This window comes from Arthrobacter sp. K5 (assembly GCF_040448525.1).
In the GTDB taxonomy this organism is placed as follows: Bacteria; Actinomycetota; Actinomycetes; order Actinomycetales; family Micrococcaceae; genus Arthrobacter; species Arthrobacter globiformis.
In genome coordinates this window covers 2,134,991-2,148,274 of sequence record NZ_CP159279.1, presented here as the reverse complement: position 1 = coordinate 2,148,274, position 13,284 = coordinate 2,134,991, and the positions used below count along the sequence as shown (strand labels likewise).

Sequence of the window (13,284 nt, the reverse complement as noted above, 5' to 3'; positions counted from 1 at the left end):
CCGTGAACAGCCCCTTCGCCGAAGCCATCCTGAACGGTTCGCTCCTGCTCGCCATCCCCGTGGCGCTGCTGGCCGGACTCGTGTCCTTCCTTTCGCCTTGCGTGCTCCCGCTGGTGCCCGGATACCTGGGCTACGTCACGGGCCTCACGGGCGTTGACCTGCAGAAGCAGAAGCGCGGCCGCATGCTGGCGGGCATCGGCCTGTTCGTGCTGGGTTTCTCGGTGATCTTCGTTCTGCTCGGCGGGGCGTTCGGGCAGCTGGGTTCCCTGATCTCCGGCGGGCAGAACGCCTGGATCACGCAGGTCCTGGGTGTCCTGGTGATCCTGATGGGCGTGGTGTTCATGGGCGGCTTCTCCTGGTTCCAACGGGACGCCAAGATCCACGCGAAACCGCCGGCAGGCCTCTGGGGCGCGCCGCTGCTGGGAATCACGTTCGGCCTCGGCTGGGCACCCTGCATCGGCCCCACCTACTCCGCCGTCCAGCTCCTGAGCCTCTCCGGTGGTTCGTCCGCCGCGAAGGGCGCCTTCCTGGCCTTCGTCTACAGCCTTGGGCTGGGCATCCCGTTCCTGCTGATCGCCCTGGCGGTCCGGCGCGGCGCCGGCGTGATGTCCTTCTTCCGCAAGCACCGGCTGGCCATCCAGCGCACCGGCGGCGGAGTCCTGATTGTCCTGGGCATCCTGATGGCCACGGGTCTGTGGGGCACCTGGGTCACCGAATTGCAGTACTGGTTCCAAACCGATGTGAAGTTGCCGATCTGATGAGCGAGCGTGTGAAGTCAACCGAGAAATCCCCGGCCGAGGACGTCCCACAGCCCGGGCCTGCCAAAAAGGACGCCGTGAAGGCTGCCAAGGCCGGGGCCGCCGTTCCGTCCCTCGGCGTCGTGGGCATGCTCCGCTGGGCCTGGACCCAGCTGACCAGCATGCGCACCGCGCTGTTCCTCCTGCTCCTGCTGGCCGTGGCAGCGGTGCCCGGATCCCTGTTCCCGCAGCGCCCCGCCAACCCGTCAGTGGTCACCCAGTACATCAAGGACCACCCGGACTACGGCCAGCTGCTGGACTCGCTGCAGCTGTACGACGTCTACTCCTCGGCCTGGTTCTCGGCCATCTACATCCTGCTGTTCATCTCGCTGATCGGCTGCGTGGTGCCGCGCGCAATCGCCCACTACAAGGCCATGCGCTCGCAGCCGCCGCGCACCCCGAAGCGGCTGTCCCGCCTGCCCGAGTACGGCACCCTGGTGGTGCCCGCGGACGCCGGCATCCCGGCGTCGGACGCCATTGAAGACGCAGCGGCGCTGCTGAAGAAACGCGGGTACCGCGTTGAGGTAAGGCACGACGACGGCGCGCGGCCAACTTTGGGGGCCGAGCGCGGCTTCCTGAAGGAAGTGGGAAACCTCGTCTTCCACACCTCGCTGATTGGCGTGCTGGTGTCCGTGGCCGTCGGCGGGCTGTTCGGGTACAGCGGCCAGCGGATCCTGGTGGAGGGTGACACGTTCGTGAACACCCTGGTGGGCTACGACCAGTTCAACCCCGGCACAAACTTCCAGAGCAGCCAGCTCCAGCCTTACTCGATCCAGCTGGACAAGTTCCAGGCCACGTTCGACCGCGAATCCCAGGGCAAGTTCGGCCAGCCCATCGACTTCACGGCGGACGTCACCACCAAGGAAAACCCCGGGGCGCCGGCCAAGAAGGAAGTCCTTAAGGTCAACGACCCCGTCACGCTCGGCGGCACCAGCATCTACCTGACGGGCAACGGCTACGCCCCGGTGGTCACGGTCCGCGACGGCAACGGCAACGTGGCCATGCAGGGCCCCGTCGTGGCAAAGCTGCAAGGCGAAAACTACTACTCCTCCGTGGTGATCAAGGTCCCGGACGCCAAGCCCGACCAGCTGGGCTTCGCCGGATTCTTCCTCCCCACGGCCTTCGTGACCGAGCAGGGCATCTCCTTCAGCGGCGACCCGGACCTCATCAACCCGCAGCTGAGCCTGAACTCCTACTACGGCGACCTGGGCCTGGACAAGGGTTCTCCGCAGAACGTCTTTGAACTCGACGTCAAGAACCTCAAGGAACTCAACGCCCGGAACCTCAAGGCGGGCGGCATCACCCTGGCTCCCGGCAACACGTACACGCTGCCCGAAGGCAAGGGTTCCATCACGTTCGAGGGCGTGAAGAAGTACGTCGGCGTGGACATCCACCACAATCCCGGGCAGCTGTCCGCCCTCATCTTCGCGTTGCTTGCCGTGGCCGGCCTCATCGTCTCCCTTTACGTGAACCGCCGCCGCGTCTGGGTCCGCACCGGCACCCACGAGGACGGCAGGACCATGGTGGAGTACGGTCTCCTGGCCCGTGGCGAGGATCACCGGCTGGCCGGTGAGGCCGCAACGCTGCGTGGCCTCCTGGCGCAAAAGTGGAACCTGGACGCCGACAACACCGACACTGCACCTTCCAACTCCTCACCAGCAGGCTCGCCTGAGCCGAAGAAGGACCAGTAATGTTTCCCATCAACGAGACCATGGGCCAGTACAGCGAGCTCTTCATGCTGCTTGCGGCCGGCACCTACACCGTCGCCTTCATCGCGTTCGCGTGGGACCTGGCCAGGAGCAGCAAGACCCTGAAGTCGGTTGACCTCAAGGCTGCTGCTGCCGGTACGACGGCGGCTGCGTCCGCCAAGGTTCCGGTGACGGCAGGCGCGTCCGCAGCGGCAGCCACGGCGCGGACCGCGGGCAGCGGTGAGGACCGCCTGTCCGGACCGGCAGACCGCGCCGAGCGGCCGTCGTCGTACGCCTCCGGCACCGCAAACGGCGGCGCCGGGCAGACCGCGGATGACAGCATGCGCTACGGCGAACGCCGCGCACCGGCGCGCGTGGCCGTGGCACTGACCGTCCTGGGCGCCGCGATCCACGCAGCCGCCGTGCTGACCCGCGCGGTGGGCGCCGGCCGTGTGCCGTGGGGCAACATGTACGAGTTCCTCACCACCGGCGCTTTCGTGGCCGTCGCCGTGTTCCTCGTGGTCCTGGTCCGCCGCGACCTGCGCTTCCTCGGCACCTTCGTGGTGGGCCTGGTCATCATCATGCTGGTGGCCGCGTCCGTGGCATTCTGGACGCCCGTCGGCCACCTGGTGCCCGCGCTGCAGAGCTACTGGCTGATCATCCACGTGTCCATCGCCGTGCTGTCCTCCGCCCTGTTCACCCTGACCTTCGCGATGTCCGCGCTGCAGCTGGTCCAGTCGCACCGGCAGAAGACCATCGCGGCCGGGGGCGCGGACAAGCTGGGCTTCATGCGCCTAGTGCCCTCCGCCCTGAGCCTCGAGAACCTGTCCTACCGCATCAACGCGATCGCCTTCATCGGCTGGACCTTCACCCTCATGTTTGGCGCGATTTGGGCGGAGAAGGCCTGGGGCCGGTTCTGGGGCTGGGACACCAAGGAAGTATGGACCTTCGTGATCTGGGTGGTCTATGCCGGCTACCTCCACGCCCGCGCCACCCGCGGCTGGACGGGCACCCGCGCCGCCTGGCTGTCGATCGTGGGCTACCTGTGCGTGGTCTTCAACTTCACCATCGTGAACCAGTTCTTCAACGGCCTGCACTCGTACTCGGGGCTGTAGGGTTCCGGGGCTTTCTGCTCGGCGGGCGCCTTACCTGCGGGGTGCCGTCGATTTACCCAAAAGGGCCGCTCAGGCTCGCCGATTTACCCAAAAAGGCCGCTCCGCTTGCTGCTGGGCGGCCTTTTTTGGCGAACGGCGGAGGGTCAGCGGGCACGTTTCCAGCCGCGGCTTGTCAGGGCCTTGCGCACCTTGGTGACGGCGCTCGGCTCAATGCCCCGGGCGACGGGATCCAGGTCCAACTGCGTCAGGACCACCACGAGCCAGCCGAGGTCGCGCGCATCTTCGTCGCGGAAGATGTCGCTTCTTCGTTGCGCCGGGGTGGCATGGTGGCCGCCGTCGTACTGGATGGCAATCTTGTACTCCTCGTAGGACATATCCGGATCCTGGACCCAGCCGCCGGTCTCATCGAACATGGGGACGTTGATGGCCGGCTCGGGCAGCCCCGCGCCGAGCAGCAGAAGCCGCAGTTCGGTCTCCTTCGGCGAATCGGTGTTTGCGCGCATGAGAGCCCGCGCCTTCATCGCCTGGCGGTAGCCTGGGCGCCCCTGCTTCTCGGCGAGGAAAGCGTCCAGTGCCTCCGGCGTGGAAAGCGGACCCTTGCGGCGAAGAAGGAAATCCCCGGCAATAACCAAGTCCTGCAGGGAGAGGATGCCGGCCAGATCGAACCACGTCCGAAGCGGTGACGTGCAGGCCACGACGCGGCCCTCGCTGATCTCGTCGTCCGGGAGCACAAGCCGGTGGCCGCAGACGTTCTTCCTTCGCACGGCCCGGGCGCCGTCCCGGCTGGTCAGATGGATCACGGCGTGGTCCTCGAAACGGAGGGGCAAAGGGAAGCCCCAGAGCACAGCGGCTGAAAGGTGGCTGACGACGGCTCCGGTTGCGAGTGCAAGACCGCGTGCCCGGACCAGGAGGGTAATCTCCACGGCCGCAGGCGAGCGTACCCCGTGGCAGGGGCTCGCCAGGTCGAGGGCCCGCGCTCGTCTCCGGGTCAGGCCGGCCGCCGTTGCCTGGCGTATGGTGAACGGCTGTCCCTGCAGGGCGGGAGGAAGAGGGCGTGGACGCGGCATAGGAGCATTCTGCTGCCCGAATCGGGCCTGCATCCCGTTGTCCACAATTCAGGGCCGGTGTGGAGGAACAGTGGCCGGTGACTGCTCCACCGTGTAGGCACCGTGCGTGTAGGCATAGTGCTGCTGCGCCGTTTTGCCAAAAAGGGCCGCCCAGCTTGCTGCTGGGCGGCCCTTTTTGGTAAATCGGCTCTTGCTGGATCGGCTCTTGCTGGATCGGTGCGGGGTGGCTGCTACTTCGCCTCGGGGTTGCCCTCGGCGTTGGCCTCGCCCGCGGCGCCCGGCTTGTGCGGACCGGGCTCACCCGCAGCCGGTCCGCCGGCACCTGAACTGCCGCTGGCGGTGCCCGGAGCTGCGCCGCTGCTGCCCGTGCCTGTGGCACCCGTGCCTGTGGCACCCGTTCCCGTGGCGCCCGTGCCCGCGGCACCCGTCCGGTGCGGGCCGCCGTCGGCCTGGTTCTTCCTCGCAGCGTCATCCGTCAGTTTGCGGAGCCGTTCCGCCTCGGCCTTGCGGCGGCGCTGCTCGAGGTTCCGCAGGAAGTCGGGGTCGTCGTCCGGGGCGGTGGGGTGGCGCTGGTAGACGGGCTGGGCTACGGCCGATGCCCGGGGGCGGCCGATCAGGAACCACAGCGCGGCGCCAATGAGCGGCAGGAGGGCAACCATGATGATCCAGGTTGTTTTGGAAAAACCGCGGGTGAGATGCCTGTCGGTGCGGATGACGTCCACCAGCCCATAGACGTAGATGGCGAGAACGGCGACTGCGAGTGCAACACGAGGCATGCAATCAGTCTAGCCGCCGTGTGCCCCGGCGGAGATTACAGTATGCCCACAGTCATGCGCCAGCAAAACGCCGGACAGGAGCCGCAGATGACGCAGGATACGTTCAGGCAGGACGGCTAAACTTGGATAGTGGCTTTTCTGAAATACTCCCTGATCCGGTTCGCGATCTTCCTGCCCCTGTTTGTGCTGTTCGTCTTCCTGCAGCTGGGGTGGTTTCTGGCCGTGGTCTGCGCGGGGCTGATTTCCTTCGCCATCAGCTACCTCTTCTTCCAGAAGCAGCGCGATGCCGCGACGGCGTCACTGCATGCCCGCTTCTCCGGCCGCGCCAAGCCCATCCGCACCGCCGGGGAGGTCGATGATGCCCTGGCCGAGGACCACCTCGTGGACTCCCACCCGGACGTCACCATCCGCAACGACGCCAAGAAGCGCGAACCCCGCGGCGGGGAAGCCTAGGCCTACAGCCCGCTGCTGAGCACGAGCCCCAGCGAGAACAGCACGGCGTAGCCGAGGTTGATCAGGCCCGTCTGCTTCAGGACCGGGATGAGGCTCTTGCGCTTCCGTCCGTTGATCATGAGCCAGGCCGGCATCAGGCAGGCCGGGATCAGGAGCAGGACAATCAGCATCCACGGCCGCGTGGGAGCCAAGATCACCACCAGCAGGATGGCCACGGCCAGCATCAGCACGTAGCTTTCACGGGCGTGCTTATCGCCCAGCCGCACCGCCAGGGTCTTCTTCCCCGCCTGGATGTCCGAGGGGATGTCCCGGACGTTGTTGGCCATGAGCAGGGCGCACGCGATGAGTCCCGTCCCGATGGCGCCAATCACGGCAGGCAGGCCGATCTGCCCGGCCTGCGTGTAGGTGGTGCCGAGCGTGGCCACCAGCCCGAAGAACACAAACACGAAGACGTCGCCCAGGCCCATGTAGCCGTACGGGTTCTTTCCCCCGGTGTAGCCCCAGGCGGCCATCACGCAGCCGACGCCCACCAGCAGCAGCCACCACGTCTGGGTGATGACGACCAGGACCAGCCCCACGAGCATTGCCAGGCCGAAGGCACCGAACGCGGCATACTTCACGTGTTCGGGACGGGCAGCACCGGAACCGACCAGCCGCAGGGGCCCGACACGGTTCTCGTCGGTCCCGCGGATCCCGTCCGAGTAGTCGTTGGCATAGTTGACGCCGACCTGCAGCAGGAGCGCCACGAGGGCCGCCAGGACTGCGTTGAGCGGGCGGAAGGAGGCCATCTCATAGGCGGCCGCCGAGCCGATCAGGACAGGGGCGATCGCGGCCGGCAGGGTGCGGAGCCGGGCGCCTTGGATCCATTGTGCGGCTGTTGCCACGGTAAGTACCTCGTGTTGGGTCGGTGATACGTTCAAAAGCGTGTGCGCTGGGCCCGCGGAAGGCGCAGCGGCGCGGCAGGATTACTCTATTTTCCCTGATGCAGCGCGTTGAGGCGTTCAATCATGGCCAGCCGGTCCGGCTTGCCGTTGGGCAGCATGATCAGCTGGCCGGCAGGCAGGACTGTTTTGGGAGCCAGCAGCCCGAGCGTGCGGTGCCATTCCTCGGCCCACGCGGCGCCGTCGCGTGCAGCGCCATCAGCCCCGGACGCGCTCCGGGCGACCGCCACGTAGGCGGCCACTGCCTGGCCCCACTTCGCGGACTCGACGCCGGCCACAAAAGCCGCCGTCACGCCGTCGGACTTTTCCAGCTCAGCCTGCACGTGCGCGGCGGAAACCTTGACGCCGCCGGTGATGATGACGTCGTCGGCGCGGCCCAGCACGGTGAGCCGGCCGTCGGCATCCAGTGTGCCGAGGTCATTGGTCCGGTACCAGCGGCCGCCGTCCTCCTCGATGAAGGACTCGGCGGTCTGCCGCGGCGCGTCCAGATAGCCGGCCGCGAGCGTGGCCCCGCCCAGGTGGATCCTGCCGTCTTCGGAGAGCCGCACGGATACGCCCTCAAGCGGATAGCCGTCGTACACGCAGCCGCCGCAGGTTTCGGCCGCACCGTAGGTGGTGACCACCCGGAGGCCGGCGTCGCGCGCCGACGTGAGGAGCTCGGCAGAAGCCGGGGCGCCGCCGAGCAGGATGCCGTTGAAGCGGCGCAGCACGGCGAGCGTGTCCGCCGACGGGTCAGCCAGCAGGCGCTGCAGCTGCGTGGGCACCATCGACGTGAAACGGATGTTGTCCGTCAGCTCCAGCGCGGCCGCGGTGAAGGCTTCGGAGGTGAAACCCCCGGACAGGTCCATCGCCCAGGGCCGGGTGCCGGCGAACAGCGACCGGACCAGCACCTGCACGCCGGCGACGTACTGCAGCGGCAGGGCCAGGAGCCACTGCCCTTCGCCCTTGAGCGCGAAGGCTGTGGCCATCGACGACGCCGCCAGGGCGTCCACCGTCAGGACCGTCGCCTTGGGCGTACCGGTGGACCCCGAGGTCCGGACCACCGCGACGGCGTCCTCGAACCCCAGGGTCCGGACCGGCGTCACCACCGGATCGCCGTCGGGGCCGGCGGAGAGTTCGACGGCGGGGCCCTCACCGTGGAGGGCGGCCGCCAGCGCCTTGAGGGCCGGCTCGATGTTCACTGCGTGCGCCTTGCGTGTGCGGACCTGGGGAGCATGGGATGCCTTCCGACGAGTGCGTGCTTAGAAGTAATACGGGAACCGGGACCAGTCGGGGTCGCGTTTTTGCAGGAAGGCATCCTTGCCCTCCACGGCCTCGTCCGTCATGTATGCCAGCCGGGTGGCTTCGCCGGCGAACACCTGCTGTCCGGCCAGACCGTCGTCGGCGAGGTTGAAGGCGAACTTCAGCATCCGGATGGCCTGCGGGGACTGCCGGGCGATGTCCGCCGCGTACTCGAGCGCCACCTCCTCGAGGCGCTCGTGGTCAACGGCCTCGTTGACGGCCCCCATCCGAACCATGTCCTCGGCGGAATATTCGCGGGCGAGGAAGAAAATTTCCCGTGCTGACTTCTGGCCGATCTGCCGGGCCAGCAGCGCCGAGCCGTAGCCGGCGTCGAAACTGCCCACCGTGGCATCCGTCTGCTTGAACTTCCCGAACTGGCGCGAGGCGATGGTCAGGTCGGAGACCACGTGCAGGGAGTGCCCGCCGCCGGCCGCCCAGCCGTTGACGACGGCGATGACCACCTTGGGCATGGTCCGCATGAGCCGCTGGACCTCCAGAATGTGGAGCCGCCCCGCGCGGGCCGGGTCGATGGTTTCCTGCGTCTCGCCGTCCGCGTAACGGTAACCGTCGCGTCCGCGGATCCGCTGGTCCCCGCCGGAGCAGAACGAGTGGCCGCCGTCCTTGGGGGAGGGGCCGTTGCCGGTGAGCAGCACGGTGGCCACGTCCGGGGTCATCCGGGCGTGGTCCATGGCGCGGTACAGCTCGTCCACGGTCCCCGGGCGGAAGGCGTTGCGGACCTCCGGCCGGTTGAACGCGATGCGGACGGTGGGCAGATCCCGAACCACTGTGCCGTCATCGGACCGCTCCACCTGCCGGTGGTAGGTCAGGTCCTGGAAGTCATCGAAGCCGGACACGGTGCGCCAGCGGGACGGGTCAAAGACGTCGGATACCTTGGCGGGGAATTCGTTGCTCACCGTCCAAGTCTAGTAATCGGCTCAGCTGATGCAGAACTCATTGCCCTCGGGGTCGGCCATGGTGTGCCATTCGTGGGGCCCCTGGCTGGCGGTCCAGAGAAACGTGGCGCCGCGGGCTTCGAGCTCGGCGCGGACCTCGTCCTTGTCCCGGCCGTCCAGACGCACGTCCCAGTGCACCCGGTTCTTGATGGTCTTCTGCTCCGGCACGGTCTGGAACAGCAGGCGCCGGGCGGGTGCCTTGGCGTCGATTTCCTCGGTGGGCCGGATCGCCGCGCCGTCCTTCCACACCAGCTTGCCGTTGTGCGTCATGGTCTGGTCTTCCGTGGCGAAGCCCTGGCTGATCATGGACCGGATGAAGCCCTCGTCCTGCGGTTCCACGGACCAGTCCAGGGTTTCGGCCCACCAGTCCGCGAGGTCGTGCGGGTGATGGCAGTCGATGGCGATCTGAATGTTGAGTCCCATGGCACCAAACTACGACGGCGGCGCCGCCTCCGGATAGGGGGGGCTGGCCGGGTCGGCAGGGCCTGCGGCGACTCTAGCCCTGGGCCCGCTGCAGCTGATCCAGGAGTTCCGGCGGGATGGTGTACAGGAAAATCACGGCGAGCAGGTTCTTGGTGGCGTGGACGAAATAGGCGAACATCAGGTTCCGCCCTGTCCACATATAGACAAACACCAGGGTGCCGCCCATGGCCAGATACGGCATGAGCGCGGGGAGGGTGAGGGCTTCCTGCCCCACGATGTGCAGGGCGGCGAAGAGAAGCACAGAAAGCCCGCAGCAGATCCAGATGTTGACCCGCCTGCTCAGCTTCCCGATCAGCAGGTGCCGGAACACGTACTCCTCGACGAACGGTCCCACCACGACAATCAGCGGCACCATCAGCCAGGCCGGAACCTGCCGCATGAGCGCCTGCAGCCCGGCCTGGTTGGCGGACGTCTCGGTGGTCCCGCCCACCGCCACCAGGATGGCGGTAATAATCATCATGGCGACGACGGCCAGGGGCACCATCACGAGCGTGAACCATGGCCGCGTGGCAAGCACCCTGAGGTCCCGGGCCACCACCCCGCGGGCGGCAAACAGCGCCAGCGCGCCGACGCAGCCGTAGAACAGGAGGTTCACGCTGTAGGACGCGACGGCCGGGGTCGGGGCGAGCGCCCGGAGCAGCGGCAGGAGCAGTTCCCCGGCCAGCGCGAAGAAGGCGGCAACGGCAACATAAAGCCCTACGGCGGTGAGGTCCAGCGGCGAAAACCGGTAGAGATCCGGCCGCGGAGCAGGGAGCATGTGTCTGGTATTCACCATGCTTCCAGCGTAGTGCGCCAGGACTTGCGCGAACGGACGGTTCAGCCCCCGCGCAGTTCTGCCCGTTACTGCCGCCGCGTTGCAGGGACCGAATCGCCGCCGGTAGAATATTCGGTATGCCTAACTTTTGGTTTCGGTGTGCCAAAGAAGTCCGCCGAACTCTTGCCCTATGGAGTGCAGAGAAGCGCTCCGCTTCCAGCCTGCCCAAAATCCGCAGCAAAGGGTCATCCGGCCCAGCTGCAAGGAACCGCGGCAGGGGAGTGGCCGCCGTCGTTCTTCTTTGCCTGGCTTTGACCGCGTGCGGCGGGAACGCCAACGGCAACGGCAGCGACGGCCGGCCTGTGGTGCTGACGACTTTCACCGTGCTGGCCGACGTGGCCAGGAACGTGGCAGGGGACAAACTCCAGGTGGAATCCATCACCAAGGCCGGCGCAGAGATCCACGGCTATGAACCCACTCCGGGCGACATCAGGAAGGCCGCGCAGGCTGACCTGATCCTGGACAACGGGCTCAACCTCGAAGCCTGGTTCGGGCAGTTCGTGGAGGGCCTGGACGTGCCGCACGCCGTGGTGAGTGAGGGCGTGGAGGTGATGTCCATCGCCGAAGACTCGTACCAGGGCAAGCCAAACCCGCACGCCTGGATGTCGCCGGTCAACGTGCAGATCTATGTGGACAACATGGTGAAGGCCTTCTCCGAACTGGACCCCCAGAATGCCGCGGCTTTCGAGGCCAACGGCAAGGCCTACAAAGCCAAGCTGCAGGCTGTGCAGGATCAGATGAAAGCCAAGCTCGCCGCCGTGCCCAAGAACCAGCGCGCGCTGGTGACCTGCGAAGGTGCCTTCTCCTATCTGACCCGCGACGCAGGCCTCGATGAGGTGTACATCTGGGCAGTCAACGCCGAGCAGCAGGCCACGCCCCAGCAGATCACCGAGGCGATCGGCTACGTCCGGGCCAACAAGGTGCCCGCCGTCTTCTGCGAGTCGACCGTCTCTGACGCCCCGATGCGGCAGGTTGTGGAGGCCACGGGAGCCAAGTTCGGCGGCGTACTGTACGTGGACTCCCTCTCCGAGGCGGACGGGCCGGTGCCCACCTACCTGGACCTCATCCGGCACGACTCCCAGCTGATCACCGCAGCCCTGTCAGGTGCGGGATCATGAGCGCCTTCACAGCCCACCGCGACGCCGAAGCCGCACAGGCACGGCCGCACCCAGCCATCCAGGTAGAGAACGTCACGGTGCACTACGGTGAGGTCCTTGCCCTGGATGCCGCCTCTCTGGTCCTGGAGCACTCTCGGATCTGCGGGCTGGTGGGCATGAACGGGTCCGGTAAGTCCACCCTCTTCAAGGCCATCATGGGCATGATCAGGCCAGATGCCGGCCGCGTACTGATCAACGGGGCGCCGCCCGCCAAGGCACGCAAGGAAGGCGGCATCGGCTACGTGCCGCAGAGCGAGGACGTGGACTGGCAGTTTCCGCTCTCCGTCCGCGACGTTGTGATGATGGGCCGCTACGGGCGCCAGGGATTCACGCGCCGCCCCTCCAAGGCGGACCGGGCCGCCGTCGACGACGCGCTCGAGCGGGTGGAACTTTCCGACTTCGCGGGCCGGCAGATCGGCCAGCTCTCCGGCGGCCAGAAAAAACGCGCCTTCGTGGCACGGGGCATCGCGCAGGGAGCCACTATGATGCTCCTGGACGAGCCGTTTGCCGGCGTCGACAAGCGCTCGGAGGCCACCATCACCCGGCTGCTGCGTGAGCTCGCCACGGACGGCTGCACCATCCTCATCTCCACGCACGATCTCCATGCCCTGCCGCAGCTGTGCGACGAAGCAGTGCTGCTCATGCGCAAGGTGCTCATGCACGGGGCCCCGGAAGTGGTGCTGCAGCCGGAGAACCTGGCCATGGCGTTCGGGCTGGACGTCCTGAACCGGAACGGGGACCCCAACCACGGCCCCGGTGCCGGACAACGCAACGGACCGCGCAACGATGAGACGGGGAGCTAACCCATGGATCCGGTCAGTCTCCTGCTCGAACCCCTCGGCTACGACTTCATGGTCCGCGCCATCCTCACGACGGCGCTCGCTGCCGTGGTCTGCGCCGTCCTGAGCTGCTGGCTGGTGCTCATCGGCTGGTCCCTGATGGGCGACGCCGTCTCGCACGCGGTGCTTCCCGGTGTTGTGCTGGCCTACATCGTGGGCGCGCCGTTCGCCCTGGGGGCCCTGGTGTTTGCACTGGTCGCCGTGACCCTCATCGGGGTGGTCCGGAACACGAGCCGCGTGAAGGAGGACGCCGCCATCGGCATTGTCTTCACGTCCCTCTTCGCCCTCGGCCTGGTGCTGATCTCGGTGACGCCCAGCCAGACCGACCTCAACCACATCATCTTCGGCAACCTGCTGGGTGTCAGTGTTCCGGACCTCATCCAGGTGCTCGTGCTGGGCGTGGTGGCGTTTGCCATCCTGATCCTGAAGCGCCGCGACCTCACGCTTTACGCCTTCGACCCCACCCATGCCCACGCGATCGGGCTTTCGCCGCGAAGGCTTGGAGCACTGCTGCTGGGGCTGCTGGCGCTGACCTCCGTGGTGGCGCTGCAGACGGTGGGCGTGGTGCTGGTGGTGGCCATGCTCATCATCCCGGGTTCCACCGCCTACCTGCTGACGGACCGGTTCTCCCGGATGCTGGTGATCGCTCCTGTAATCTCCGCGGCATGCTCGATCGCCGGCATCTACCTCAGCTACTACCTGGACACCGCGTCCGGCGCCATGGTGGTCCTCACCCAGGGGGCGGTGTTCGCCGTCGTCTATTTGATCAGCCCCCGGCAGGGGCTGATCGGCACCCGGCTGGCCAAGGCCCGCCGTCGGAAGGCTGCCGCCCTCGCCGCGTAGCGCCGGAGGGGAAGTCCGACGGCGGTGCGAACCTTGACGGGGCCGCCCGCCGCCGGGCAGGCTTGACCCATGAAGTC

At 67.3% G+C, this 13,284-nt stretch carries 13 protein-coding genes and 1 pseudogene; 7 read left to right on the top strand and 7 right to left on the bottom strand.

Annotated features, from left to right (window positions below):
• Positions 1-2: 2 nt before the first annotated feature.
• From ABRP34_RS09680 to ccsB, 3 genes are read left to right on the top strand one after another with little or no spacing between them, the layout of a single operon-like run.
• On the top strand, positions 3-758 hold the full coding sequence (locus tag ABRP34_RS09680) for a cytochrome c biogenesis protein CcdA (protein WP_353713065.1): 756 nt from the start codon (positions 3-5) through the stop codon (positions 756-758).
• On the top strand, positions 758-2,488 hold the full coding sequence (locus ABRP34_RS09675) for a cytochrome c biogenesis protein ResB (RefSeq protein WP_353713064.1): 1,731 nt from the start codon (positions 758-760) through the stop codon (positions 2,486-2,488). Before ABRP34_RS09680 ends, ABRP34_RS09675 begins: the two co-directional genes overlap by 1 nt.
• Positions 2,488-3,600 carry a c-type cytochrome biogenesis protein CcsB gene (ccsB, locus tag ABRP34_RS09670; protein ID WP_353713063.1) on the top strand — a complete coding sequence of 371 codons (1,113 nt, stop codon included), beginning with the start codon at positions 2,488-2,490 and terminating at the stop codon, positions 3,598-3,600. Before ABRP34_RS09675 ends, ccsB begins: the two co-directional genes overlap by 1 nt.
• A gap of 143 nt (positions 3,601-3,743) precedes the next feature.
• Here ccsB and ABRP34_RS09665 read toward each other — a convergent pair whose 3' ends face one another.
• Positions 3,744-4,667: a hypothetical protein gene (locus ABRP34_RS09665; protein WP_353713062.1), complete on the bottom strand. Its 924-nt coding sequence runs from the start codon at positions 4,665-4,667 to the stop codon at positions 3,744-3,746.
• A gap of 455 nt (positions 4,668-5,122) precedes the next feature.
• Positions 5,123-5,443 (bottom strand): annotated as a pseudogene (locus ABRP34_RS09660) (PLD nuclease N-terminal domain-containing protein); the annotation flags it as partial.
• Positions 5,444-5,572: 129 nt separating this feature from the next.
• On the opposite strand from ABRP34_RS09660, the gene ABRP34_RS09655 reads away from it, so the two are divergent.
• Positions 5,573-5,896 carry a DUF4229 domain-containing protein gene (locus tag ABRP34_RS09655; protein WP_003797726.1) on the top strand — a complete coding sequence of 108 codons (324 nt, stop codon included), beginning with the start codon at positions 5,573-5,575 and terminating at the stop codon, positions 5,894-5,896.
• Between the two features lie 2 nt (positions 5,897-5,898).
• Here ABRP34_RS09655 and ABRP34_RS09650 read toward each other — a convergent pair whose 3' ends face one another.
• The 5 genes from ABRP34_RS09650 to ABRP34_RS09630 form a co-directional block, all read right to left on the bottom strand.
• Entirely contained in the window at positions 5,899-6,780 is an 882-nt protein-coding gene (locus ABRP34_RS09650; RefSeq protein ID WP_003797723.1) for a 1,4-dihydroxy-2-naphthoate polyprenyltransferase, read from the bottom strand.
• 86 nt (positions 6,781-6,866) lie between these two features.
• Entirely contained in the window at positions 6,867-8,018 is a 1,152-nt protein-coding gene (locus ABRP34_RS09645) for an AMP-binding protein (protein WP_353713061.1), read from the bottom strand.
• 60 nt (positions 8,019-8,078) lie between these two features.
• The gene (locus ABRP34_RS09640; protein ID WP_003797717.1) at positions 8,079-9,032 is read right to left on the bottom strand and encodes a 1,4-dihydroxy-2-naphthoyl-CoA synthase; all 954 of its coding nucleotides are present in this window, start codon (positions 9,030-9,032) and stop codon (positions 8,079-8,081) included.
• Between the two features lie 21 nt (positions 9,033-9,053).
• The gene (locus ABRP34_RS09635) at positions 9,054-9,494 is read right to left on the bottom strand and encodes a VOC family protein (RefSeq protein WP_003797715.1); all 441 of its coding nucleotides are present in this window, start codon (positions 9,492-9,494) and stop codon (positions 9,054-9,056) included.
• A gap of 73 nt (positions 9,495-9,567) precedes the next feature.
• Positions 9,568-10,329: a lysostaphin resistance A-like protein gene (locus tag ABRP34_RS09630; RefSeq protein WP_353713060.1), complete on the bottom strand. Its 762-nt coding sequence runs from the start codon at positions 10,327-10,329 to the stop codon at positions 9,568-9,570.
• Positions 10,330-10,445: 116 nt separating this feature from the next.
• Here ABRP34_RS09630 and ABRP34_RS09625 point away from each other — a divergent pair, with 116 nt between their 5' ends.
• From ABRP34_RS09625 to ABRP34_RS09615, 3 genes are read left to right on the top strand one after another with little or no spacing between them, the layout of a single operon-like run.
• Positions 10,446-11,486: a metal ABC transporter substrate-binding protein gene (locus ABRP34_RS09625; RefSeq protein WP_353713059.1), complete on the top strand. Its 1,041-nt coding sequence runs from the start codon at positions 10,446-10,448 to the stop codon at positions 11,484-11,486.
• Complete coding sequence (locus tag ABRP34_RS09620; protein ID WP_353713058.1) at positions 11,483-12,328, top strand: metal ABC transporter ATP-binding protein; 846 nt, start codon at positions 11,483-11,485, stop codon at positions 12,326-12,328. Before ABRP34_RS09625 ends, ABRP34_RS09620 begins: the two co-directional genes overlap by 4 nt.
• A 3-nt stretch (positions 12,329-12,331) precedes the next feature.
• Positions 12,332-13,207: a metal ABC transporter permease gene (locus tag ABRP34_RS09615; RefSeq protein ID WP_003797704.1), complete on the top strand. Its 876-nt coding sequence runs from the start codon at positions 12,332-12,334 to the stop codon at positions 13,205-13,207.
• Positions 13,208-13,284 lie beyond the last annotated feature (77 nt).